Genomic DNA, 24,313 nt, shown 5'->3' with positions numbered 1-24,313 from the left:
TGCTGCGTTACACTTATTGGCGCAAGAACATACCAATGATTTTTCCCAGCAAGAGATCGACTGAGCCGAGATACAGTGCCATTATAATAGTGAGCGTCACGACTATTGCCGTCAGACCAAGAGTTGTCTTTTTATCCGGCCATACGATCTTAAAAAACTCAGCTTTAACTTCACCAGCAAATATTTTTATCTGAGCAGGCGAGAATAGTGAAGGCTCTTGAATCTTCACATCATTAGTTTTCTTCAATTTCGTGCTCGCTGCCATAAAGATACATCTCCTTCAACCTTGACTGCCAGAGCCTAACCAATGTATTTCCTTAGGTGGTAATAAAAGCCCTCTTATTAAAAGGCTTTGGCAGGCCAGGAGGGATTCGAACCCCCAGCATCCGGATTTGGAGTCCGGCGCTCTACCATTGGAGCTACTGGCCTGCGAATAAATTTTATTTGGTTTCTTTATGTGCAGTATGTCCTTTGCAGAAAGGGCAGTACTTACTAAACTCAAGTTTATTCGGCGTATTCTTCTTGTTTTTGGTTGTGGTATAATTACGCCGTTTGCATGTTCCACATGCGAGGGTTACTATATCTCTCATTGGCTTTTCCCATATAAAAAATTGCTCTGATCCTTTTCTTTTGGATCAGAGCAATTCTCAATTTTCACAAACTAAGCGATAATTTCACTAATAACGCCAGCACCAACAGTACGCCCGCCTTCTCGAATGGCAAAACGCAATCCTACATCCATCGCGATCGGGGTGATGAGTTCTACCGACGCGGTAATGTTGTCGCCAGGCATAACCATCTCAACTCCCGCCTCAAGACTGACAACCGCCGTTACATCTGTCGTTCTAAAATAAAACTGCGGACGATAGCCATTGAAAAACGGTGTATGCCGACCACCCTCTTCCTTACTCAAAATATAGCACTCTGATTTGAACTTCGTGTGCGGTGTGATTGATTTCGGAGCAGCCAAAACCTGGCCCCTTTCAATTTCCTCACGCTTGATACCACGTAGCAACGCGCCAATATTGTCGCCTGCCTGACCCTCGTCAAGAAGTTTCCGGAACATCTCCACTCCGGTACATGTTGTCTTGGCGGTCGGACGAATGCCGATTATCTCCACCTCATCTCCAACATGAATCACTCCCCTCTCGATTCTCCCTGTGGCAACTGTACCTCGTCCTGATATCGAAAATACATCTTCAACAGGCATCAAAAATGGCTGATCAACATCGCGCTTTGGTTCAGGTATATAGGAATCAATGGCATCCATAAGATCCCAAATGCATTTCGCAGATTCTGCGTCTTCAGGATTCTCCAAAGCCTTCAAAGCAGAACCTTTAACAAATGGCACATCATCGCCAGGAAACTCATACTTATCAAGAAGCTCACGAAGCTCCATCTCTACCAATTCAATAAGCTCCTCATCATCAACCATGTCACATTTATTGAGGAACACAACAATCGCAGGAACACCAACTTGACGTGCAAGCAAAATATGCTCTCTGGTCTGTGGCATTGCACCGTCAGTTGCCGCAACCACCAGGATCGCACCGTCCATTTGCGCTGCACCGGTGATCATATTCTTAATGTAGTCAGCGTGCCCTGGACAATCCACATGAGCGTAATGCCGATTCACAGTCTCGTATTCGACATGAGCGGTAGCAATGGTAATGCCTCGCTCTTTTTCCTCCGGTGCCTTATCTATCTCGGAAAAATCGGTGAACGTAGCCTGACCTTTTAATGATAAAACACGTGTAATTGCTGCAGTCAAAGTGGTCTTGCCATGATCAATATGCCCTACCGTACCTACATTGACGTGCGGTTTTGTCCTTTCAAATTTTTTCTTCGACATTTTCTTGTCTCCTCAGGCCGTTGAATATTTTTCTAAGAATGCTGCTAGTGTTAACATGGAGCCCACGACCGGAATCGAACCGGTGACCTCATCCTTACCAAGGATGCGCTCTACCAACTGAGCTACGTGGGCAAACCAACTGCAACACGAGATAATAGGAATGGAGCGGGAAACGAGGCTCGAACTCGCGACCCTCAGCTTGGAAGGCTGATGCTCTACCAATTGAGCTATTCCCGCTCTATATATCTCTTTGCAAAACAGAAGAGTTGTGGTGGAGGGGGGAGGATTCGAACCTCCGAAGGCTGAGCCGACAGATTTACAGTCTGTTCCCTTTGGCCGCTCGGGAACCCCTCCATTGAGAATGCCTGAATAAGACAAATCTCTTTAAACTCTTATTACTACTTTGTAAAGTACTAATTAATTGGAGCTGGCGATAGGAATTGAACCCACAACATCCTCATTACAAGTGAGGAGCTCTACCATTGAGCTACGCCAGCTTACAAGACGGAAGAATATACTCATAAACTTTTTTTAATTCAACATCTATTTTTTTATTCCATCTTTTCTTTGCGCATCAGCTTACATCGTTACGATACAATCTCTGCACACTAGTTCTAACTAAGAGGGGCTCGGCCAAAAGACCGAGCCCCTCTAGAACCTTTATATTAGCGGTATTTGTTTCGCTTTCTTATTTCAGATCCTATCAGCTCACCTTTCCAAAAGCACTTTGTCGATATTTTTCAAAGGCATACGCGGCTGTTCTATAAAGCAGATGGGCGAATTTGGTATATGGCAGATACAAGAACAGCATCATGACGGCCACTAAATGCATGAAATATACGATATACCCAACTACCGGCATTCCAGCCCAACGTAAAAGCTCCGAACCCAACCCAGTAACGCCAACAGCGGCAATTTCCCAGATCAGAAACCAATCATAAAATGTGGCCTGGGTTTTAAGTTCGACCTCCGCTTTCTTTCTATTTGACCACAACACACCTATGCCAAAAAGAAGTGCTATAGCGGAAACATTTCCGAGGATCTTAAACGGATCTGTTAAAGGAAGAGGTCCATGCAATGAATGCCAAAATAGTCCGAGGACATCGTTCTTCAATAAAGACCAGCAGGTTACAATAAACAAGCCAATAAAAGCGAGCATTAATGGCAAATGCCCACGTACTCTATCGATGTTAGTTTTGCACTCACGGAAACGGGAATGCTTAACAATCTCTATGATAGACGGCCAGATAAATTCTACAAGAAATTGGCCTATAGCAGGCCTGAACTCAGAGTTCAACCCAGCGTCCTCGCTCATTTTTTTCCACATTGTGCTGATCCCCTTGAAGGCAGAAAACAATGCAAGACCAAGAGATGGGACCATTATCATGACAATAAAAAAGATATTCTTAGCATACCAGCGGAAATCCCAAGTTCCAAAAAATTGCTGGTAACCATGGCTGGCAAATTCTTCTGCAGTTGGAAATCTCATTGCTCCAGACAAGAGCCACATTATAAAAATCACCACGACAGGAAGCCCAATCAGTATTGGCAAACCCTTAGCGGTTGAAGCCAATTTTGCCAGTGGAGACGGCCAACCATAAAAGGTGTAAGCGTACGCACGGATGGCACTGAGTACATCTCCAGGTTTGGCCCCACGAGGGCAATTTGCTGTACAATCCCCACATTGGTGACAAAGGAACACATCTGGGTCAGTCACCAGCTTGTCCCTCATACCCCACTGGGCCCAAATCATTTCCTTCCTTGGAAAGGGCTTACCCTCTTTTGAGAGGGGGCACATTACCGAGCAGGTGGCGCACTGAAAGCACTTCTTGAGAGTGTCGCCCCCTGCTTCCTTTAAGGATCTGATAAATTCTAAATCGGGTTGAACATTCATTTATTCCTCCTGCATATATCGATATGAGAACATATTTCTTCTAAAACCCATCGCATCACAAGTCATTAACCTGCAGCAGAAAGATTTCTGCTGCAGGCAACCTCACCAAGTCTAGAATCCTTTAAACGGGTTAGGCCCCATCTCAACGATTTGATCAACAAAATCATTGATTATGCTAGGTATTTTGTCGTAATCAGTAATTGCAACCTGGTTGGCTGCAACTCTTTCCGGCTCAAGCCCTAAAGTGGAAAGAGTATCGCCAATATTCTCCATTCGTTTGTTGGCTATTTCAGACCCCTTTACAAAGTGGCACTGGTAGTCATCACCGTAGGAGCATCCAAGCAACATCGCCCCGTCCAACCCGGCTGAAAGTGCATCACGAATCCATGCCATGTTCACCGAGCCCAAACAGCGAACAGGAATGAACCGAACCATATGGCTTACCCCAAGACGCTTCATTCCAGCCATGTCAAGTGCCGGATAGGCATCGTTTTCACAGACAAGAATAAGAATCCTCAGACGATCCTCGTCGTCTTCCGGTACCTCAATTGATTTAATCATCGAACCAATGAGGTCAATATTGTAATCCTTGAAGCCAATAATCCTCTCAGGACAAGCGCCCATACATGTACCACAGCGGCGGCAGCGAGTTGGGTTCGGCAGAGGAGTACCCTTCTCATCGTCATCAAGGGCACCAAATGGACATTCTTCAGTACAGCGTTTGCACTGGGTACATCTTTGCATGAAAAATTCTGGGTAGGTTGCATCCCCAGAACGCGGGTGAACAGCAACGCCCCTGTCGGTAGATTCAATACATTGAATAGCCTTCAGCGCAGCACCAGTTGCATCATCGACCGCCTCTTCCATGGTCTCGGCCTTACGAACGCCTCCGCATGCATATACACCGGTACGACGAGTTTCGTAGGGAAAGCAAATGAAATGAGAATCAGCGTATCCATCGAAAAGCTCAAGGTCAACAAATGCAGGTCCTTGCCTGTAAGCGAGATTAATCGAATCCTCATTGAGGGTTGTCGGTTCCATACCAGCTGCCAATACCACCATATCGACTTGCAGGCTTATGTCTTCGCCGAGCAAAGTATTTTCGACGGCTACCGAAAGAGAAGAGCCACTCTCCTCAACCTTCATCACATTGCCCTTGGTTAAGAAAATACCATCATTATTCTGGGCACTTTTATAGAACAGTTCCATATGCCCGGGAGTTCTCATATGCTGATAAAGAATATAGGCCTTACCATTTGCATTATCCTGGCATACATACTGTGCCTGTTTCAGGGCCACCATAGAGGTAACAGAGTTGCAATACGGAAAATCCTTATCGTGGTCCTTGCCGCCTGGACTTTGGACAAAAGCGACGTTTGCAGGAACCTTTCCTTCTTTGGCAAGTCTCTCAAACTCGGCATTAGTGACAACATTTTTTACTTTACCGTAGCCAAGATGCTCGTATTGCGAAACATCTGCGGGCTTCCATCCTGTTGCGAGAACTACTGCACCAACCTTTACGGCATCCGGATTAAGATCCGTGTATTTATTGAGACCTTTGTTGGGATCTTCCATCTCTCCTTTTGAGATCAAATCCTGCTGATCAACAGTTACCTTCTGCGGAGCGTCCCATTCTGTTCTTGTGCCGGCAGCCTTAAAAGTTACCCCGAAATTTCCTGGTGCACCAGATATACGGGCTACCTCAGTGCCAGTTTTGACGGTAATTCTGTCATTACCTTCGACACTGGCAATCAATGCATTGATCGGATTATCCTCGAGATCAGTCCAGGGAGCTTTCGTCGGAAAGCTCTTTCTCCAGTTAACTGCCTTTCCACCAAGCTTTGCTTCCTTTTCAACGATAATAACTTTATATCCCGCAGCGGAAGCCTCTTTGGCTGCAGTCAGGCCGGCCAAGCCACCACCCATTACCAGAATTGTTTTATTGATTTCTTCGAGTTGGTACGGCTCAGGCAACAACGTTTTTTTCGCCCGAGTACACGCCATCCGCATATAATCGGCGGCAGACTCTTGTAAAAATGCGGCTGCTTCTTTGTGTGGTGCTTGGCCTTCAGCAGGCTTTACCTCAGACCACACAACTTGTTCTCTGATGTTGGCTCGGACAGTAATTTTATCCTTACCAAAATCAAACTCCCGAGCCATGACCCGAGGAGAGCATGCCCCAACCACTATGGTATTAACCCCGCCAGCGACATCACCTTCAATAAGAGCTCGACCTTCAGTCCCGCAAAGATAATTGTGTGTTTTACACTCCATTGACATCTCACCGGTTACAACTCCGGCAAGCGCCTCCATATCAAGCGCGTCGCCAATGCCACAACCTGCACAAATATAGGCGCAATATTTTTTATCCATTGATTCTTACCTCCTTGAAACCTGAATTGCCTTAAGGGCAGCTGCAGTTGATGATTGAGTACATGTGACAACATCGCCAGCTTTTTTCGCACAACCGGCAGATATCATACCCTTTTCGAAGTCTGAAATAACAAACCCACTGGCATCCAGCTTCAACTCTGCAGGAGCTCCTTGCAAACCAAGCGATGGCTGCATTCCGGTAGCAAGAACGGCCATATCAACCTTTTGAGTAATTTTCTCGGCAGTCAAGGCGTTTTCTGCAACAACAGTAACTCCACCATCGGCTTCAAGTACAACATCGGCAACTTTGCCTTTGATGAACGAAGCATTAGGATCGGCCATCCGAGTCTCTCGGAATTTCTCGTATTTTCCAGGTGTTCTGAGATCAATGTAAAATACATAGATCTTCGCTTCTGGATACTGTTCCCTGACATATGACATCTGTTTAAATGTGGCCATACAGCAGATATGTGAACAAAATTCCAGATGGTTTTCATCTCGTGAACCAGCACATTGAACGAATGCTATTGAATCAATAGCCTTATTGTCGCCAGGGCGGAGAATTTTTCCACCAGTCGGGCCATTTGGAGAAGCCATACGCTCAATCATCATATTGGTAACAATGGCCTTTGATTGCCCAAATTTGAGATTTTCCATCTTAGTGGCTTCATAAGGCACCCAACCAGTAGCCCAAATGATCGAGGATACTTTGATCGTGAGGGTTTCAGGTTGCATATCTAAATCTATAGCATCGTATTTGCACGCTGCCTTTATTGCTTCGATGCCGGCTGGACTCAGCGCATCCTTTTTCACAACAAATCTTCGAGGAAAAGCCATTTCATGCGGCAAATACGCGGCTTTTGATTTGTTCATGCCAAAATTGAAGTCGTTGGCAATTTCATCCGGGCAGGCAACTGCGCAGTCACCACACGCAGTACAATTGCTGTTTACATATCTTGGTGCTGTGACCAGTGTGACTTCATAGTTTCCAGGTCCACCCGTCACTGATTTGACGGTGGTCATGGTATACGTTCTGATCTTCCTATTATCTTTTACCCTGCGATAATTTATCTCCAATCCGCAACTCGGTGGACATAGCTTTGGAAAATACTGATTTAATTGGGCTACTCTTCCACCAAAAGATGGGCCTTTTTCAACAAGAAAAACATCATTCCCGACTTCAGCGGTCTCCAAAGCAGCAGTGAGTCCACTGATGCCTCCGCCTACGACCAGAACTGCACCAGAAGTGCCTTGCTCGTCAGTCATACCTAACCTCCATGATTGCTCTTAAAGTATTATCCTATTGATGCGTCCTACACTGTGCTAGTTCATAACGCGAAAAGGCAGTTCGCACCAACTATTAAACGCAGTCTTTCGAAAAAACCAAATACAACAAATTTTTTTAGCTTATGTCGGCGAGAGCGGCACGCCTCTCTCGCCGACATAAGCTAAAAACCCTTAATACCAAAAAATCTCCAGGAGTCAATGACTCCTGGAGATTTCTTTTACATCAGATGAACAACATCCCAGCTATTACAGCCAAGGATCAGTCGACAGAATGTTTACGCATTCAACTTTCTCACACTTCCATTCCTTTGTCTCAGGATTAAAGGTAGAGTTGACAAAGCATTTCCAGTTCTGATCGTCACAGGTTGGGTAATCTGAACGATAGTAGAATCCTGGGTAACGGGATTCTTTACGGAACTCGATGTGACGAATATGAGCCTCAACACACCAGATACGATGGTAGTTTTCCCAGCAACGGAGCAGCTCATGAAGGTCACCTGCAGCCATCTTCTCTGAATCCTCGCGGAGCAGACGGAGAAGGTCGAGGCAGATATTGAGCAGCTTGCCGGAAGTCATGTAGTAGGTAGCAACACCACCACCATACTCATCGGTGGCTTTCATGAGGCGCATCATCAATCCCGCTGGTTTGCAGTAGTTGGGGTTGACATCAACGGCCGTGGAAGCACCTTTGAACTCTTCATATAATTTAACTGGAGCGTAGATCTCATCTGCAATCGCCTGAGCGGTTTGCTTCAATTCAGGTTTGAAGCTCGCATTGTCACGACAGAATTTGACCATTTGCTTAGCAGCAATACGTCCTTCCGCATGAGAACCGGAGGAGAACTTATGACCAGATGCGCCAACGCCGTCACCAGCAGTGAACAAACCATCAACAGTGGTCATACGGTTGTATCCCCACTTATACTTATGTACGCGGGAATCATTTTTAATATCAGGAACCCATGATTCTTCTGGGCCAGAGGTCCAGATACCACAGCAGCCTGAGTGTGAACCGAGCATGTAGGGTTCGGTCGGCATAATCTCGGAACCGGTTTTCTCTGGCTCGATATCCATACCTGCCCACAGACCAGCCTGGCCAACAGACATATCAAGGAAATCCTCCCAAGCCTCAGACTCGAGATGTTTCCAGTATTTCTTCAGAGCCTTCTCATCCATTCCTTTTGCACGACGATCATCAAGGAATGCATTCAGAGCTACGTCAGTTGCCATGTAGATCGGGCCACGACCAGCTTTAAGCTCATTGAGCATCAAGTGGTTACGCAGACAGGTCGGAGTAACAGGAGAGGCGCCATAAGGCATAAATTTCTCAAGCTCATCTTTCACTGAAGCGGAGTTGGCATAGAACTCACCAAGACCGTTTTGAACCTTGGCTTTGAACAGGAGGAACCAAGCACCAACTGGTCCGTAACCGTCTTTAAAACGAGCTGGGGTGAAGCGGTTTTCCATCATGGTCAAGGTTGCGCCAACTTGTGCACACATGGTGTAGGTGGAGCCAGCATTCCAAACTGGGTACCAAGCACGACCTTTACCTTCACCAGTAGACCGTGGACGGAAGATATTAACAGCACCACCACAAGCAACCAGAGCTGCTTTGCAACGGAAGATGTGTACCTTATTCTCACGGGTAGAGAAGCCAGCGGCACCAGCAATCTGATTCGGCTTGTTTTTATCAAGGAGCAGCTTAACAATAAAAATACGCTCCATAATGTTCGCTGCACCAAGAGCAGTTGCTGCAGGCTCGGCAACGATACATTTGTAGGACTCACCGTTGATCATGATCTGCCATTTACCTGTACGAACAGGCTTGCCGCCTTCGCGCAGGGTCGGAGCAGGTTGTGCACCATCAAGGGTCTCACCATCTGCATCTTTTTTCCAGATTGGGAGGCCCCACTCTTCAAAAAGCTTAACAGACTCATCAACGTGACGACCACAGTCATAAATAAGGTCTTCACGAACAACGCCCATCAGGTCATTACGAACCATCTTGACGTAGCTCTCAATCGGATTCTCACCAATGTAGGTGTTGATAGCAGAAAGGCCCTGAGCAACAGCACCAGAACGCTCGAGGGAAGCTTTATCAACGAGAACGATCTTCATTCCCTCTGGTGCCCACTTCTTAACTTCAAAAGCAGCGCCACAAGCAGCCATACCACCACCTACAATGAGGATGTCCACGTCGTGCTCGACAACCTCGGGGTTCACGACGGCTTTCAGCTCGCCTTTTGGTTTATTTGGTAATGCCATTTTCAAATCTCCTTAAAATAAAGATTTTGCAGTTAAATGTTTCTAACTCAGCTTATTTGGGGGTAGGAAGATCTTTTTCGAGGAGTAAACACTCGTCATCAAGACTGGCTCCCTTCTGGCCCGGGTAAGCATTGGCAGCACCTTCAGCGGTGGTGCGGATAGGAAACTTGAAGCGTTTCATGTTGCCATTACGGAACTTAACAGTCCACATGATGGAATCTGAAGATCTCATGGGATGAACTTGTCCACCCATCGGCACAAAGTCGTCATACCCGCGAACAAAGATTGCTCCTTGTGGGCAGATTTTTACGCAGGAATAACATTCCCAACATGCATCTGGCTCTTGATTGTACGCTCTCATCTCTTCAATGTTCAGAACCATCAGATCATTGGGACAGATGTACATGCATGCGGTTTTGTCTCCACCCTTGCAACCATCACACTTGGAAGGATCTACATAACTTGGCATTCAACTACCTCCTCAGTTTTGCATTAACTGTTGTGACCCTGAACCGACAGGGCCCACTTAAACTCTCTACATCAAAAAACTTCGCCTGCCTGCAAGCGCCTAGCTATGCATGCAACCAAGCAATACTACTGATGAAAACAATGGCTTGCCGCGAACGCAGCAGTGAAAATACTGAATGACTACTCATTTTTCTCAAGACAAACTTTTAATTGGTTGACTATCAATTGTCAAGAAAATTCAACACCAGACAAAGCGGCCCTAAGTGTAGTCATTGCGCACAATAACCTCTCGTGGTTTAGCTCCGTCAGCAGGTCCAATCACCCCTTCCTTCTCCATCATTTCAATCATTCGGGCGGCCCGGTTATACCCTACTCGCAGCCTTCGCTGTACAAGTGAAATTGACGCCTGACCACTCTGAGTCACCAGCGCAACCGCCTCGTCATATCGTTCATCAAAATCGTCCCCCCCCCCTTGATCGTCCTGAGAATCATCCTTCTCGATTTCCTGAATCATTGCATCATCATAAACAGAACCGCCTTGGTCCTTCCAAAACTGTACGATATCGGATGTCTCCTTTTCAGAGATATATGCCCCGTGAATTCTCTTGATTTGTGATGTCCCCGGGGCCAAGAGAAGCATGTCACCAGCGCCCAATAAATGTTCGGCCCCTGAAGCATCAAGAATAGTTCGAGAATCGATTTTTGATGAAACCTTAAAGGAAATCCTTGTTGGAAAATTAGCTTTAATAAGTCCGGTCAGTACATCGACTGATGGCCGTTGGGTTGCAAGAATGAGGTGAATCCCCGCCGCCCTCGCCATCTGGGCCAGCCTGGCAATGGCTGCCTCAACATCCTTTGAGGCCACCATCATTAAATCAGCTAGCTCATCGACTATTACCACGATATAAGGGAGTTTTTCATTTGTCGCTTCATTATAGGTATCAAAACTTTTAACACGCGCCTCTTCGAGCAAACGATAGCGCCGCTCCATTTCTCTGACAGCCCAGTTGAGAGCCCGAGAGGCAAGCTTCGGGTCGACAACAACAGGATGCAGGAGATGTGGGATACCCTCGTACCCAGACAATTCGATGCGTTTAGGATCAACCATCAGAAAACGCACCTCTTCAGGTGTGGCATTATACAGGATTGAAGCAATAATCGTGTTAATTCCAACACTTTTACCAGCCCCAGTAGCGCCGGCTATCAAAAGATGCGGCATCTTTGCCAAATTCGCCATCGCCAAATTGCCGACCACGTCGAGACCAAGTGCAATCGACAGTTTATGTGAATTCGCACGATACGCCTCATCGGCGATCAGTTCACGAATATAAACAATCTGTCGAATTTCGTTTGGTATCTCAATGCCCAATGCCGCCTTTCCAGGCACCGAACCGACAACCCTTACCGATTGAGCCTTCAAGCCTAGGGCGAGATCATCAGCTAACCCTACTATTTTATTAATTTTTATACCCGGTGCTGGAGAATACTCATAGGTGGTAACCACGGGCCCCGGCGAAATACCCACAACCTTACCTGAAACACCGAAATTCTTGAGTTTTTGCTCTAATTGGAGGGAGATTTTGTAATAGACTTCGTTATCGATCTTATTTTCCACAGAACTGCCCTTGCTCAGCAGTGTCAGGGGGGGCAACCGCCAATCTCCCCTGGCCACCAACTTAGCAGCAAACTCATCATCTTCCCTTTTTTCTCTGGAGCCAGCTTTGGCTACGGTTAACTCTGGAACACTGCGTGCTTGCAAGAGAGGAGGTGCGACATCTACCTTTTCAACCTTATTCTGACGAATTTCGATTTGTTTTTCATCGGCAGCAGCCTGTTTTTCCTTTTTAAGTACCGGATTCCTAATGAAAAATGTCAGAGATTGTAGTGTTGATCGATATGCCACAGCGCTCAGTTTATACAGTGAAAATTGGACCGACAACATCAAAGAGAAGAGAAACAATAACACTAAAACAAGCACAGTCCCTCCCTGCCCAACTACTGTGTTCAATAGGACAAATACTGTTTTACCAAGAAACCCGCCGGTATTAAAATAAACTGGATCCTTAATCGTCAGCGAGGAGAGCAATCCACAAAAGGAAATTACAACCCCTGTAAGCCCTGCAACAACATGGGGCAAACGATCACAGGACACGCTTGGTCGAAAACACAGAAGGGAAAACAATAAAAGGAGGGAAGGTAAGAGATAGGCACCCCATCCGGTGAAGCCGAAAAGACCTCGGGCAATGAGCAAACCAAACTCACCACACCAATTTTCACCAATTTTAAACGAATATGTAATAAGACTCAGGAAAAGAAAAAGTGAGGAAAACACACCGAATACGGCGAATGCTTCCTGCTTCAATCCCGGCCGAACACTTTCTTTTGCATGCGCCATGTTGCCCGAACCGCCCTTAAAATTGCATGAACAATGTCACTCAGGCACCACATGTACTAGAAATTAATGGGGAATGCAAGAAATGGCACATCTCCGGATCATATCTTGGCCAGCCTACCCCGTATGGCATCAAGCACGCCATTGATGAACTTAGGTGAATCATCACCGGCAAAGCGCTTTGCAATCTCAACAGCTTCATTTATGGCAACTTGAGGCGGCACATCGTCCCTCTCAAGCATTTCATATACCGCTATACGCAGCAGGTTCCGGTCTGTGGGAGCAATACGCGTCAGGCGCCAGTTAGTTGCGGCTTCAATTATTAGCTGGTCAAGTCGATCGAGATTTTCACAAACTCCCTGCAATAATTCAACCGCATAGTCCCGGGATTTTTTGTTGACTTGAAAGAGATCACAAAACAATTCAAAACGTTCGGCCAAGTCATAGCCATATTGCTGGCCGGGACCTATGGTGAAGTCCTCCTGATAGAGAAATTGAAGCGCAACTTCCCGCGAGTTTCTGCGTGTACCCATGAATATGTATTACCAGTAATTGTGCGCCATGAAAAGAGGCCGCATCCGACCGAATATCTTCGAATGAGCCCTTAAACGTACTCTACGAACCTCGCAAGCACCCTTCACATAGACGAAGTTTTAGTGCAGCGAATCTATCAGGTTGGCCATTTCTATGGCAGCCATGGCAACATCAGAACCCTTGTTGCCCGCCTTTGTCCCACTACGTTCTATAGCCTGTTCAATAGTTTCCGTGGTAAGAACTCCGAAAAGGACCGGAACGCCAGTTTCCAAACCAGCCTGAGCCGAGCCTTTTGAAACTTCATTGACGACAACATCAAAATGCGGCGTTGCCCCTCTGATCACAACACCCAACACAATAACGGCATTGTATTTTTGCGATCCTGCGAGTTTCTTGGCAATGAGCGGGATCTCAAAAGCCCCTGGCACCCGAACGACATCAATATCTTCACCTGCGGCCCCGGAACGGGTGAGGCTGTCCAGGGCTCCATCCAAGAGCTTTTCGGTCAGGAATGAATTAAAACGTGATACTACAATCGCGAATTTCTTACCGTCTGCTTTCAGATTTCCTTCAATAAATTTTGCCATGCTGTGTGATCCTGAAATAGTATTTGTATGTAACTTATCGGAATAAAACATTGTTCCCGCTTGGGCGAGATCAAATTCATCCTTGATCAATCATCGACCGTTATGAGGTGTCCCATTCGGTCACGTTTGCACATGAGATAGCCTTTATTTTCTTTGCCGGCCGGCATCTCTAAAGGAAAGCGCTCAACGACTTCGATACCATACCCTTCAAGACCGACAATCTTTTTCGGGTTATTGGTGAGAATTGCCATCTTGCTGACCCCAAGATCGCGAAGGATTTGTGCACCTATTCCGTAATCCCGCAGATCACTCTTAAAACCTAAGCGATGATTTGCTTCAACGGTATCAACACCCTCTTCATCTTGCAGACAATATGCTTTCAGTTTATTGATGAGACCAATCCCTCGACCTTCCTGTCGCATATAAAGCACTATGCCACACCCCTCCTGATCAATCATCTGCATAGCGGCATTAAGCTGCAGCCCGCAATCGCAGCGGGATGAGCCAAAGACATCACCGGTAAGGCATTCGGAATGGACCCGGACCAGTACCCGCTTCGCCTTGCTAATATCACCCTTGACAAGGGCTATATGCTCAAGATGATCAATAGAATTGGAATAAACTACCGCCTTGAACTCTCCAGCATGTTCTGTCGGCACCCGTGCTTCTACTTCCCTTTTTACAAGCGTGTCTTCACGCAGCCGGTAAGCAACCAAGTCGGCAATAGTGGCAATCTTTAGGCCATGCTTTGTGGCAAACTTTTCGAGGTCATTCATTCTCGCCATCGTTCCATCGTCATTCATGATTTCACAAATAACTCCGGCCGGGGTTAAACCGGCAATGCGAGAAAGATCGACCGACCCCTCAGTCTGACCAGTACGCACCAAAACACCGCCATCCCGAGCCCTCAGCGGGAAAATATGCCCCGGACTGACCAGGTCGCCAGGCTTGGCATCCTTTGCGACGGCTGCCTGCACGGTTCTTGCCCGATCAGCTGCGGAAATTCCAGTTGAAACACCGGTTTTTGCTTCAATGCTGATGGTAAAACCTGTACCGTACGGAGATTTATTATCGGAAACCATCATCGGCAGCTCAAGCTTGTCGACCAAATCGCCACTCAAGGTCAGACAAATCAAGCCCCGGCCGTAGGTTGCCATAAAATTAATGGCATCGGCATCGACCATTTCCGCGGCCATGTAGAGATCGCCTTCGTTTTCACGATCCTCATCATCGACCAAAATGACCATTTTACCGGCCTTAATGTCCTTAATAACCTCATCAATCGAACTAACTGCCATAATAGTAACTCACAGGAAGAAGAGAATTTGGCCCTAAACACGACCGTTTTTAAAGAAAACCATGCCTTGCCAGAAAACCGGAGGTAATCCCCTGGTCCCCATCCGCAGCAATCGGCTGTCCCTTTGGCATCAGTAGTTTAGCAACATATTTTCCAATAATATCGACCTCAATGTTGACCTTATTGCCGACCTTTAGGGTGCCAAGAGTTGTAACCTGCAGGGTATGGGGAATAATTGATACCGAAAAAAAACCTGGACCGCAGCTGTTAACGGTGAGACTTATTCCGTCAATGGCAATGGATCCCTTTTCAATAATATATCGATCTTGCTCTTTTTCCAGGGAGAAAGAGAACAGCGTGTAGTGGCCAAGTTCCTTGCGGCTGGAAACGGTGGCCAAACAATCTACATGCCCGGATACAAGATGTCCACCAAGCCTATCAGACAAACGGACAGCCCGTTCAAGATTGACTAAATCCCCGGGGCCGAGCATGCCAAGCTTGGTGCGCGAAAGGGTCTCGGGGGAGACATCGGCACTGAATCGTCGGTCATGAATGGTGTGGGCAGTCAGGCAAACCCCGCTGGTTGCTATAGACTCACCCTCCTTGGGATCGGTCAATGCAAATCCGGCCTCAAGGTCGAGGACAATGCCTCCTCCGGCAGTGCGCTTGCCGGCAATTCTGCCAAGCCCTTCGATAATTCCGGTAAACATCTTTGTCTTTAGTCGACTTTAATCAACAACCTGGGCCAACTGAGCTGCTTTTTCCATGTATTTTGCCGCGATACTATCATGCTGAAAATTCTTGTGAATCGAGCCAATGACCTTATAGGTACCCGCCGCTTTTTCTTTTTTTCCGGCTTCGAGATATATCTCGGCAATCTCCTCAAGGGTCGTCACCGATCCCTGAGGATCACGGTTGTCCTGATAAAGATCCAGCATCTTCATGCTTGCCGCAATGGCCTCATCATACTTCTTCAACCCTTTCCGTGCCGCAACAATTTTTTGCAAAACAGCCAGAGAGCTCATTCGGTCATTGAGTTTGTCGCAAATGAGCAGTGCCCTTTCATAATGTTTAAGGGCACCTTCATAGTCTTTCCGAGAAAGACATAAATGGCCAATTTGGTTGCTGGCGTTGGCAATTCCAGCCTCATCCTGCCTTTCCTCAAAACCAAGAAGAGCGTTGTGAAACGCCAGAGCAGCCTGACCAAACTCCTGCTTCTCAAGAAACTGCAGGCCGTCATTGTATTCTTTTTTCACTGCATCCTGAGATTCTTGTCTCGGATTCCCACCAATTGCTTCAATTGAATCAAGTGATTGAAGTTTATTGCTCATGCTGAGCACCTCCTTGTATTGCCCGTATCGCTTCCGCCGTAGCCGAAGCAACCGTTGAAGTCACCAAACGCCCGTTCTGGCACCAGGTAAATGTTTCTTGATCATTACCGAGCTCCATCAATTGGAACACCGCCTCTGATGCTCTTATCCGCCCAAGCAGACGGACCACCTGCCCCCGAACCTGAGCTTCCGGGTGTTTGAGAAAGTGAAACAGATTGTAAAAAGGCGTATCGCGAATTAGATCCGGCCTTTTTTCAGCAATTTCCGCGAGGGCCCATAAGACCTGGTTACGCGTAGATGTTTCCTTGAGGTAGTTCAGCAGATGGCGAGTGAAGGCACCAAAAATATCCGGTCGCAGGGCAATCACGTAACCTATGGTTTCCACCATTCCCCATGGGGTCGCAGCCGAATCGGAACAGGCTTCAAACAGGCGGTGCAGTAATTCGGAGACCGGTCCCGGCTCGCGAGTTGAGGTTCTCGCAGTAACCTGGCCTATCGTCCAGGCAACTTGCCAACGCCTGTCCTCAATGGGATCATAAAGCAATCTTTGCATCAGCCGGAGGGTCTTCTTATCATCAAAACACAAGGCAACAAGAGTATCGATATCACCCAGATCAACAAGCTCCCTGACTACCGTCTTATTTGCCTTCTGACGTACTCGCCCGGCATCGGGTGCCGGTTCAATGGCAACGGTGGATGGATTACGGAACTCCGGGACGGTCTGTTCGAGAATCTCATCCCGTTTTTCCCGAATTCTTTTGGCGATTTCTCGAGCATCGGAGTGCAGTCTTACAAAATAAAGCACTCCGCGAACGGCTCTCCCATCAATATTTTTTGTAGCGACAACCCGATGCTCATTTTCATCGTAGTTTTCAATGCGGCCTGTCAAATAGTCATCTTCGGGCATCAGCTCCCAGGCATAATCAGCATTGTCGTCGCAAGCGTAGACGAGGGTTTCAACTATCGCTGCTCCGACGTTGTGCCCTGTTGCATCACAGGAATAGACCGCACCGCACTGGCACCTCCCTATGGGAAATTCATTCATTTTCCGAGTGGGTGCATTGGATGGCCGACCAACCTTCTGTCCGCAAAAGGGACACCAAGGTCGAACTATAATTTGTTCTTTAGGCATGAATCTCGCTCTTCTCAGACATTGTGTATGTACAGCTTAGCCCAATTTTTCCTTGAGCCGTGTTACAAAGTTCGGATCCACTGAATATCCAAGCTCTCTGGCTCTTTCCATATGGATTTTGGCATCTGTGTACATCCCGCTGAAATAAAGAGCAACGGCAAGATTGTTGTTACCTAAAGGTGAGTCGGGATCAAGTTCCAGACCCTTTCTTGCGGCAATAACTGCCCGTTCATCGTCGCCCTTCATGGTCAATACAGAGGTGAGATTCATCCAGGCGGTAGCAAGTTTCGGATCATGTCGAAGGGCCTTTTCATACGAGGCAATAGCCTTCTCCAGTTCATTGCTCTGTTGCCAGATAAGCCCGAGATTTGCATGGGCCTGGGCGCTTTCCGGGCTAACGGCAATGGCCTTTTCATTCAACTCACGAGCCTTGTCGAGATTCCCCTGACCGAAGTAGATAGCCCCGAGATTAATCATGCTCTCGCTACTGAGATCATCAAGCTCAATAGCCTTTTCCAATGCTTTAACGGCCTCTGGTATACGGCCGGCCTTCATATACACCAAGCCCAAATGGTGAAATGCCATAACCGATTTTGGATGCTCTTGGCATTTTTTCTCCAACTCCTCAATCACCTTCGGCAAATCTTCTCGTAACTCTTCAACCATATCCTTCCTCTTCTATTGGTGTAACAAAATCTCGTCTCTCCCTTCCGCCTTTGCGTTCAGAAGGCATTTTATCTCAATGTAACCACGCCGTTTTCGCTGCCCATTGCATCACCCAAGGTACGCTGTGGCCCGGCTGAAAGCGCCTACACTATAGACACCCTGTGGGTACTTGCAACAAGAAAATCTCTCAGTGCAAAGTGTGCAACATTAGCGATTGAATCGATTGTCAGTGGATAAAAACAATTCTTTTTGATGAGCGGCAAGGATCGATTTTGCCACTAAGACATCTTTGCCAATTTGTTCTGCGAGCTCCTGTGGACCTGAAAACTTTCGCTCACTGCGAAGAAATTTCAGAAGGTTAACTTTGATGGGTTGACCATAAATATCCTCGTTAAAATCGAAGATATGGGTTTCAGCAACCAATTGGTCCTCGCCAAAGGTCGGGTTGTAGCCGATATTAAGGATCCCGCCATAGCCCCGCCCCCTGCAGATCACCTGTGTTACATAGACACCGTGTTTCGGCACGAGATCTTCCTCGTTGAATTTTAGATTGGCAGTTGGAAATCCAATGACCTTGCCGCCTCGTTGCTTGCCTACTTGTACTGTGCCGCGGATCTGATAATTTCTCCCCAACAGCTTCCTCGCTGCTGCCATATCGCCTTCCCTGACTAATTCACGAATTCTCGTCGAACTGACCAGTTCCCCGTCAAGATAATAGGCATCAACAACTGTTACCGGAAAGCCATAGCGCTTACCCTGTTTCTGCAAAAATTCTATATTGCCGCTTCTCCCCTTGCCAAAGGCATAGTCATAGCCAACGACTAGCTCCTGGACGCCGAGTTGCCGAACCAACAACTCGGCAACGAATTCATCGGCCGTGGTCTTAGCAAACTCTCTGGTGAATGGGATGATCAGCAAAACATCAATGCCCGCCATTGCGATAAGCTCAACCTTTTGTTCGCAGGTTGAAATAAGTTTAATACCACCGGGCACCAAAACCTGCAGTGGATGTGGATCGAAGGTGATCGCCACGGAGGTACCCTTTATGGCCCTGGCTTTTTGTACCACGGTTTGAAACAGTTGCTGGTGACCAAAGTGAACTCCATCAAAGTTGCCGATGGTGACACAGGCATTAGTGATTTCTCCAACGACCTCTTCTGTACCTTTTAATATTTGCATAATGGAACTCTTTGGATTTTTCGAATTTACGCCAAGAATATCTTGACAAACACCCGCACAGGAAGCATATTCATGGCCGTTGCCGAAGTGGCGGAATTGGTAGACGCGCTAGGTTCAGGGTCTAGTTGGGGTTTCCCAGTGAAAGTTCGAGTCTTTTCTTCGGCACCAGCAAAATAGATCAGGGCTGCAATCACATGTTGGTTGCAGCCCTTTTTCTTTCTCTCACCCAGCAAATCCCGGAAATCATCCTCGCTTTCGGGCACTAACCACGAAAGAAAACAAGTCATTACCCTCACTTCACCAATCTCATATCTCCAAGCGACCTTCCTCCGGCCAATCTGCAAACGGATGGCTGCCGTATAGCATGATTCCCTAAGAGATGCAATCAACCTTTCCTTAATTCAATCACTGATGCGGGATTTTACAGTCCACCGGAAAATCGCTATCTTTTTGTCAGGACCCACTTATATCTTCGGCCATTTCATCACAAAGTGTTATACGCAACTCCATTCATCGCAAATTTTCTTTCCGAAAATCGTTGCGGCGAGCTTCGCCTACTTGCCCGAATATTCATGAAATTATAACACGTTGAGTTATTTTTCCCCGGTCAAGTTTGATCTAAACCTTGACGGCAAAAGCAAATATTTATATTATGCTTTCGTTCTGAATTTTTGATGAATAAGTAATTATATTCTACGGATGGTGTAAACCAATGTGCATACATAAGGAGTGAAGAATGCTTGAATTGAAGAAGGGCGATGAGATCCTCGCGGTTGTTGGTGGAGTGCGGAATATTTTAGAAGCGAGCAAGGCCATCGCCGAAAAACTTGATACGGAAAATCAAAAGAAGCTGGAGCTGATCAAATGCGAAGAGGCACTGATCAAAATTGCCAATGCCATTGCCATGTGCCGGCCGGACAGTGTCTTTGTCAATACCGGCAGCAATGCAGATGTGCAGTGGGTGAGAGAATACTCGCTTAAAAAAGGCGAGGAAAAGAAACTTGCAAAGGAAGGCCACACCATCCACTTTGATCTGCCACAAGATCAGGCAAGGCTGGTAAACCAGACCTATTACATCGTCAACCCCGGCGAAAAAATGAGCTCGCTTGCCAAGACGGTACCTCGTGTCGAGGCCATCGATTACGTCAAGAAGTTTATGCCGGGGATCATGTCCGGTAAAACGATGATCATTGGTTTTTATAGCCGGGGCCCGGTTGGCGCTGAGGCAACAATCCCGGCTATCGAAATCTCCTCGTCTGGATATGTCCTCCATTCTGCTGAAATCCTCTACAGAAACTGTTTTAAGGATTTCGATGCCGAGGTCACCCGCGCCGGACTGTTCTTTACCAACGTCCATTCAGAAGGCAACAACACCCCGGAAGATGTGCCAAATGCCCGTATTTTCATGGATAGAAGCTGGTTCACAACCTATGCGACCTTCTGTACCTATGCCGGCAACACCCTCCTCCTGAAAAAAGGTAATCATCGGTTCAGTGTCGATTATGCCACCTATTACAAAGTTGAAAAGCAGTTATCAGAGCACATGTTCATAACCGGCATGACCGGACCGAGCGGTAGGAAGACATTCTTTGCCGGTGCGGCACCATCAGGGTGTGGCAAGACCACCACGGCAATGGTCGGCAGTGATTTCATCGGTGATGACCTCGCCCAGTTCTGGATTGATAAGAATGGAATTCTTCGCGCTATCAACCCTGAAAAAGGCATCTTTGGCATCGTCGAAGACGTCAATCGTGAGGGTGATCCGCACCTGATGAATTGTCTGCGGGGCGATGGTACGGAGGTCATCTGGTCAAATGTCCTGGTGGCCGATGGTGTTCCTTACTGGGTCGGCAACGGCGAGGAATTACCGGAAAAAGGTTTCAACTTTCAGGGAGAGTGGTTCAAAGGCAAAACCGATGCCGCCGGCAAACCGGTACCGCTGTCCCATAAGAATTCCCGCTGCACACTAAGGGCCTCGGCCATTGCCAATCATGCCACCGAACTCTCCGAATCATCGCAGGGTGTGCCGATCAAGGTTATTACCTACTCCGGCCGGGATGGCGATACCATGCCTCCGGTCTGGGTTGCAAAAACCCCGGACGAGGGCGTGGTTATTGGTGCATCGATTGTCTCCAAGGCCACCGCCACAGAGGTCGGGGCTACCGGCGTAAATCGTCAGCCATGGGCCAACGCACCCTTTATTCCAGGCGCCCTTGCCGATTATATGGAGGCCCAGTTCACCTTTTTTAACTCAGCAAAATTCTCGGAAAAAACTCGCCCAATCATGGCCGGCTTGAACTATTTCCTTACCCATGGCAATCGTGGCGGCTCCGGCGACAAACTGCTTGGCGAGAAAAAAGATGTAAAGGTCTGGTTGAGCTGGCTTGAACTCTTTGCCAACGGTGACGTAAAGGCCATAACCACACCGGTCGGCTACCTTCCTCTCTACGAGGATCTTGTCAAACTCTTCAAGTTGATCGATAAAGAGTACCCCAGGTCTTTGTATGATATGCAATTCTCCCTGTATATTGATAAAATTGTCGCCCGCATAGACCTCCAGAAAGCTGCCTATAGCAAGGAGGCCGACATCCCGACCAAGCTGTTTGCCGTTTATGAAAAGCAGCGGAATGAGCTGCTTCAGTTGAAAGAAAGACTTGGCGCAATCGTCACAATGGACAAGCTTTCCTAAACCCTTTACCCCTTCCCGCCCGGTGAATTTCCGCCGGGCGGGAAGCTTTCCATCAAGAATAGACACCGTTTCTAAAACTGTATTTTCTGGCGTCAGCCGTTCCTCATTTTCCCTGAATACATTAATTGATTGATAAAGAGCCTCCCTCTACCGAGAACACCTCTCCTGAAAAACGCATCGCGCAAGTTTTTGACGCCAAGCAACTTAACACCCTTTCTCTTGTCCTTTCTGCGGCAAATATAACCCACCGCATTCGTATAGTTTCTCGCCGGCACATGGAAATATATGTTGCTGAAGCGCTTGCCGAAAAAGCCCATCTTGAGATTGAAAACTACACTGTCGAAAATAAAGACTGGCCTCTGCACTTCAAAAAAACACCAGTTTTCCAACCGATATTCCGGGCAATGAGCCCCTTGATAATAGGTTGCATGACGGCCATCTACGGTATAACCGGCGACTGGCAGCCGGAGGCCATATGGTTTATCAAGGGTGCCGGCAATTCCGAATCCATCCTTAACGATCTGGAACTCTTCCGCCTGGTTACTGCTCTGACCCTTCATGCCGATGTCGTGCACCTTTTGAGCAATGGAATTTTGGGTGGCTTTCTCCTCCATTATTTTCTCCAACTCACCGGCAACGGTATTGGCCTGGCCGTCATGCTTCTCACCGCAGTTCTCGCCAATTACCTCAATGTTTTGGTACATGGGTCGGGGCATGCTTTTGTAGGTTTTTCCACCGCCGTCTTTAGTATCATCGGGATGCTCTGCACCATGAGTTTTGCCTTCAAAAAATCGCGCATCGCCATCCACCTCTTCATGCCGATCATGGCCGGCCTGGCCCTTTTGGCCATGCTTGGTTCCGAGGGAGAGCGCACCGACCTTGGCAGCCATCTCTTTGGTCTGCTCTGTGGACTTGTGGCCGGCAACTTTGCCAGGCTGCCTTTTTTCCTATCTCTTCGCTCTTCTTTTGGGCTGCAGACTTCACTTGGAATAGCATTTTTTTTCTTTGTATATGGGTGCTGGCTTGTCGCCTTTTCCCGGTGATCTTGGCAAACCTCAACACATTCCCGATTATCCGGACGATTCAGGTTGCATTCGACTCCATCAATTATTACCCTTATGGGCTCAGCCAAAACGACCGAACACTCCTCTGAGGCCACTGTCCCGAGTCCGACCTTGGAGCCGGCCGATAAGAGGGTATCAAAAAACCATAACAGGAGATTTTCTATGTCTAATCAGGATCAACAACCTCCATGGGGAAAAAAGCACAAGCCGCAGACCCCGGAAGAGGTTGTGGCACAACTGATTAATAAGCTGCAGGACTTTTTTTCCGATAAGAAGCCGCCATCGCCACCCGGAGATGATCGCGAGCCTGCCACCCCGCCGTCTTCGCCATTTGCCAACATTTCGAAGATACTGGCAATTATTCTGATTGTTGTTGTTCTTCAGGGGGTCTATTCGTCTTTTTTCAAGATTGCACCAAGTGAAGTAGGCGTCATTCTCCGCCTCGGACAATACTCGCGAACGACACCGCCCGGCCTGCATTTTAAAATCCCCTACGTCGACCATCTCTTCAAGGTAGATGTGGAAAACATCAGAAAGGAAGAATTCGGCTTTCGCAGCCGCTTCCCCGGTCAACAGGCCGCCTTTGAGAAACGCGGGTATGACATGGAATCCCTCATGCTTACCGCCGACAAAAACGTCATCAATGTCGCCTGGATCGTCCAATACAAGGTTGCCGACCCCTACGCCTTCCTGTTCAAGGTGGCCGATGTCCGGCAGGCTATTCGCGATATGTCGGAGAGCGTCACCCGGCGAATTGTCGGCAATATGGACTTTGACTATGTTCTCAGCAACCGCGATCTCCTTGCCGCTTCGGTGAAGGTCGAACTGCAAAGCCAGCTCGACGGCCTATTCCCAAAAGGAATGAGTGGGGTCTCGATAGGCACCGTGCAGTTTCAGGACATCAACCCGCCCGATCAAGTCAAACCTGCGTTTAACGAGGTCAACGAGGCCGATCAGGACATGAAGCGACTGGTAAACGAAGCGGAAGAAAACTACAACCGGGTCATCCCCAAGGCTGCGGGTGATGCCAAGAAAATCGTCGAAGAGGCGTATGGTTACCAGGCACAACGGATCAATAATGCCCAGGGTGAAACCCAACGCTTTTTGGACATCCTCAAAGAATATAAATCGGCTCCCGATGTTACCCGCAAACGGATGTACCTGGAGACCATGAAGGAAATTCTTCCCGGAGTACAGTCAGTGTACGTCATCGACAAAAATCAGCAGGCCCCCTTACCGCTCTTGAATCTTACCTCGGCAAGCGGTCTGCACAAGGCCCCGGCACTTGAGTCGAAATAAACTG

The 24,313-nt window shown here is 47.6% G+C and carries 20 protein-coding genes and 6 tRNA genes; 4 read left to right on the top strand and 22 right to left on the bottom strand.

Going from position 1 to position 24,313, the window contains the following annotated elements; genetic code table 11:
- Positions 1 to 13: 13 nt before the first annotated feature.
- The 22 genes from secE to OEL83_19435 form a co-directional block, all read right to left on the bottom strand.
- The gene (gene secE / locus OEL83_19540; GenBank protein MDK9709236.1) at positions 14 to 265 is read right to left on the bottom strand and encodes a preprotein translocase subunit SecE; all 252 of its coding nucleotides are present in this window, start codon (positions 263 to 265) and stop codon (positions 14 to 16) included.
- 88 nt (positions 266 to 353) lie between these two features.
- Positions 354 to 429, bottom strand: a tRNA-Trp gene (locus OEL83_19535).
- An 11-nt stretch (positions 430 to 440) separates the two neighbouring features.
- Complete coding sequence (gene rpmG, locus OEL83_19530; protein MDK9709235.1) at positions 441 to 590, bottom strand: 50S ribosomal protein L33; 150 nt, start codon at positions 588 to 590, stop codon at positions 441 to 443.
- Between the two features lie 71 nt (positions 591 to 661).
- Positions 662 to 1,852 (bottom strand): elongation factor Tu, encoded by a 1,191-nt coding sequence (tuf, locus tag OEL83_19525; GenBank protein ID MDK9709234.1) that lies wholly within the window; start codon positions 1,850 to 1,852, stop codon positions 662 to 664.
- A 56-nt stretch (positions 1,853 to 1,908) separates the two neighbouring features.
- Positions 1,909 to 1,984: transfer RNA gene (locus tag OEL83_19520), tRNA-Thr, on the bottom strand.
- A 29-nt stretch (positions 1,985 to 2,013) separates the two neighbouring features.
- Positions 2,014 to 2,089: transfer RNA gene (locus tag OEL83_19515), tRNA-Gly, on the bottom strand.
- 32 nt (positions 2,090 to 2,121) lie between these two features.
- Positions 2,122 to 2,206, bottom strand: a tRNA-Tyr gene (locus tag OEL83_19510).
- Between the two features lie 68 nt (positions 2,207 to 2,274).
- A tRNA-Thr gene (locus tag OEL83_19505) sits at positions 2,275 to 2,349 on the bottom strand.
- Between the two features lie 206 nt (positions 2,350 to 2,555).
- Positions 2,556 to 3,746 (bottom strand): quinone-interacting membrane-bound oxidoreductase complex subunit QmoC, encoded by a 1,191-nt coding sequence (qmoC, locus tag OEL83_19500; protein ID MDK9709233.1) that lies wholly within the window; start codon positions 3,744 to 3,746, stop codon positions 2,556 to 2,558.
- A gap of 111 nt (positions 3,747 to 3,857) precedes the next feature.
- Positions 3,858 to 6,119 carry a hydrogenase iron-sulfur subunit gene (locus tag OEL83_19495; GenBank protein ID MDK9709232.1) on the bottom strand — a complete coding sequence of 754 codons (2,262 nt, stop codon included), beginning with the start codon at positions 6,117 to 6,119 and terminating at the stop codon, positions 3,858 to 3,860.
- A 6-nt stretch (positions 6,120 to 6,125) separates the two neighbouring features.
- Positions 6,126 to 7,385, bottom strand: coding sequence for an FAD-binding protein (locus OEL83_19490; protein ID MDK9709231.1), 1,260 nt, complete (start codon positions 7,383 to 7,385; stop codon positions 6,126 to 6,128).
- A gap of 267 nt (positions 7,386 to 7,652) precedes the next feature.
- Positions 7,653 to 9,671 carry an adenylyl-sulfate reductase subunit alpha gene (aprA, locus tag OEL83_19485; GenBank protein ID MDK9709230.1) on the bottom strand — a complete coding sequence of 673 codons (2,019 nt, stop codon included), beginning with the start codon at positions 9,669 to 9,671 and terminating at the stop codon, positions 7,653 to 7,655.
- 52 nt (positions 9,672 to 9,723) lie between these two features.
- On the bottom strand, positions 9,724 to 10,140 hold the full coding sequence (gene aprB, locus OEL83_19480) for an adenylyl-sulfate reductase subunit beta (GenBank protein ID MDK9709229.1): 417 nt from the start codon (positions 10,138 to 10,140) through the stop codon (positions 9,724 to 9,726).
- Positions 10,141 to 10,398: 258 nt separating this feature from the next.
- A complete protein-coding gene (locus OEL83_19475; GenBank protein MDK9709228.1) occupies positions 10,399 to 12,534 on the bottom strand; it encodes a DNA translocase FtsK 4TM domain-containing protein in 2,136 nt (711 codons plus the stop codon).
- A 98-nt stretch (positions 12,535 to 12,632) separates the two neighbouring features.
- Positions 12,633 to 13,064 carry a transcription antitermination factor NusB gene (gene nusB / locus OEL83_19470; protein MDK9709227.1) on the bottom strand — a complete coding sequence of 144 codons (432 nt, stop codon included), beginning with the start codon at positions 13,062 to 13,064 and terminating at the stop codon, positions 12,633 to 12,635.
- A gap of 120 nt (positions 13,065 to 13,184) precedes the next feature.
- Positions 13,185 to 13,652 (bottom strand): 6,7-dimethyl-8-ribityllumazine synthase, encoded by a 468-nt coding sequence (gene ribE / locus OEL83_19465; protein MDK9709226.1) that lies wholly within the window; start codon positions 13,650 to 13,652, stop codon positions 13,185 to 13,187.
- Positions 13,653 to 13,738: 86 nt separating this feature from the next.
- Entirely contained in the window at positions 13,739 to 14,950 is a 1,212-nt protein-coding gene (locus tag OEL83_19460; protein MDK9709225.1) for a bifunctional 3,4-dihydroxy-2-butanone-4-phosphate synthase/GTP cyclohydrolase II, read from the bottom strand.
- A gap of 49 nt (positions 14,951 to 14,999) precedes the next feature.
- Positions 15,000 to 15,659 (bottom strand): riboflavin synthase, encoded by a 660-nt coding sequence (locus tag OEL83_19455; GenBank protein MDK9709224.1) that lies wholly within the window; start codon positions 15,657 to 15,659, stop codon positions 15,000 to 15,002.
- Positions 15,660 to 15,677: 18 nt separating this feature from the next.
- A complete protein-coding gene (locus OEL83_19450) occupies positions 15,678 to 16,280 on the bottom strand; it encodes a tetratricopeptide repeat protein (protein ID MDK9709223.1) in 603 nt (200 codons plus the stop codon).
- The gene (locus OEL83_19445; protein ID MDK9709222.1) at positions 16,270 to 17,325 is read right to left on the bottom strand and encodes a HEAT repeat domain-containing protein; all 1,056 of its coding nucleotides are present in this window, start codon (positions 17,323 to 17,325) and stop codon (positions 16,270 to 16,272) included. The genes OEL83_19450 and OEL83_19445 overlap by 11 nt, the downstream gene beginning before the upstream one ends.
- A 123-nt stretch (positions 17,326 to 17,448) precedes the next feature.
- Positions 17,449 to 18,078: a tetratricopeptide repeat protein gene (locus OEL83_19440; protein MDK9709221.1), complete on the bottom strand. Its 630-nt coding sequence runs from the start codon at positions 18,076 to 18,078 to the stop codon at positions 17,449 to 17,451.
- 207 nt (positions 18,079 to 18,285) lie between these two features.
- Positions 18,286 to 19,257, bottom strand: coding sequence for a bifunctional riboflavin kinase/FAD synthetase (locus tag OEL83_19435; protein MDK9709220.1), 972 nt, complete (start codon positions 19,255 to 19,257; stop codon positions 18,286 to 18,288).
- 81 nt (positions 19,258 to 19,338) lie between these two features.
- On the opposite strand from OEL83_19435, the gene OEL83_19430 reads away from it, so the two are divergent.
- The 4 genes from OEL83_19430 (at position 19,339) to hflK (ending at position 24,309) form a co-directional block, all read left to right on the top strand.
- A tRNA-Leu gene (locus OEL83_19430) sits at positions 19,339 to 19,425 on the top strand.
- 568 nt (positions 19,426 to 19,993) lie between these two features.
- Positions 19,994 to 21,946, top strand: coding sequence for a phosphoenolpyruvate carboxykinase (GTP) (locus tag OEL83_19425; GenBank protein MDK9709219.1), 1,953 nt, complete (start codon positions 19,994 to 19,996; stop codon positions 21,944 to 21,946).
- A 275-nt stretch (positions 21,947 to 22,221) separates the two neighbouring features.
- Positions 22,222 to 22,989 carry a rhomboid family intramembrane serine protease gene (locus OEL83_19420; protein MDK9709218.1) on the top strand — a complete coding sequence of 256 codons (768 nt, stop codon included), beginning with the start codon at positions 22,222 to 22,224 and terminating at the stop codon, positions 22,987 to 22,989.
- A 183-nt stretch (positions 22,990 to 23,172) separates the two neighbouring features.
- Positions 23,173 to 24,309 carry an FtsH protease activity modulator HflK gene (hflK, locus tag OEL83_19415; GenBank protein ID MDK9709217.1) on the top strand — a complete coding sequence of 379 codons (1,137 nt, stop codon included), beginning with the start codon at positions 23,173 to 23,175 and terminating at the stop codon, positions 24,307 to 24,309.
- Positions 24,310 to 24,313: the final 4 nt, after the last annotated feature.

The organism is Desulforhopalus sp. (genome assembly GCA_030247675.1).
In the GTDB taxonomy this organism is placed as follows: domain Bacteria; phylum Desulfobacterota; class Desulfobulbia; order Desulfobulbales; family Desulfocapsaceae; genus Desulforhopalus_A.
Note: the sequence above shows the minus strand (reverse complement) of the source record. Positions and strands in the feature narration are given on the sequence as shown.

Coding starts and splice junctions, on each gene's coding strand:
- secE (MDK9709236.1), bottom strand. CDS start 265: ATGGCAGCGAGCACGAAATTGAAGAAAACTAATGATGTGAAGATTCAA.
- OEL83_19475 (MDK9709228.1), bottom strand. CDS start 12,534: ATGGCGCATGCAAAAGAAAGTGTTCGGCCGGGATTGAAGCAGGAAGCA.
- nusB (MDK9709227.1), bottom strand. CDS start 13,064: ATGGGTACACGCAGAAACTCGCGGGAAGTTGCGCTTCAATTTCTCTAT.
- OEL83_19440 (MDK9709221.1), bottom strand. CDS start 18,078: ATGGTTGAAGAGTTACGAGAAGATTTGCCGAAGGTGATTGAGGAGTTG.
- OEL83_19435 (MDK9709220.1), bottom strand. CDS start 19,257: ATGCAAATATTAAAAGGTACAGAAGAGGTCGTTGGAGAAATCACTAAT.
- OEL83_19450 (MDK9709223.1), bottom strand. CDS start 16,280: ATGAGCAATAAACTTCAATCACTTGATTCAATTGAAGCAATTGGTGGG.
- OEL83_19490 (MDK9709231.1), bottom strand. CDS start 7,385: ATGACTGACGAGCAAGGCACTTCTGGTGCAGTTCTGGTCGTAGGCGGA.
- ribE (MDK9709226.1), bottom strand. CDS start 13,652: ATGGCAAAATTTATTGAAGGAAATCTGAAAGCAGACGGTAAGAAATTC.
- OEL83_19445 (MDK9709222.1), bottom strand. CDS start 17,325: ATGAATGAATTTCCCATAGGGAGGTGCCAGTGCGGTGCGGTCTATTCC.
- OEL83_19425 (MDK9709219.1), top strand. CDS start 19,994: ATGCTTGAATTGAAGAAGGGCGATGAGATCCTCGCGGTTGTTGGTGGA.
- qmoC (MDK9709233.1), bottom strand. CDS start 3,746: ATGAATGTTCAACCCGATTTAGAATTTATCAGATCCTTAAAGGAAGCA.
- rpmG (MDK9709235.1), bottom strand. CDS start 590: ATGAGAGATATAGTAACCCTCGCATGTGGAACATGCAAACGGCGTAAT.
- tuf (MDK9709234.1), bottom strand. CDS start 1,852: ATGTCGAAGAAAAAATTTGAAAGGACAAAACCGCACGTCAATGTAGGT.
- aprB (MDK9709229.1), bottom strand. CDS start 10,140: ATGCCAAGTTATGTAGATCCTTCCAAGTGTGATGGTTGCAAGGGTGGA.
- OEL83_19460 (MDK9709225.1), bottom strand. CDS start 14,950: ATGGCAGTTAGTTCGATTGATGAGGTTATTAAGGACATTAAGGCCGGT.
- OEL83_19495 (MDK9709232.1), bottom strand. CDS start 6,119: ATGGATAAAAAATATTGCGCCTATATTTGTGCAGGTTGTGGCATTGGC.
- aprA (MDK9709230.1), bottom strand. CDS start 9,671: ATGGCATTACCAAATAAACCAAAAGGCGAGCTGAAAGCCGTCGTGAAC.
- hflK (MDK9709217.1), top strand. CDS start 23,173: ATGTCTAATCAGGATCAACAACCTCCATGGGGAAAAAAGCACAAGCCG.
- OEL83_19420 (MDK9709218.1), top strand. CDS start 22,222: ATGGAAATATATGTTGCTGAAGCGCTTGCCGAAAAAGCCCATCTTGAG.
- OEL83_19455 (MDK9709224.1), bottom strand. CDS start 15,659: ATGTTTACCGGAATTATCGAAGGGCTTGGCAGAATTGCCGGCAAGCGC.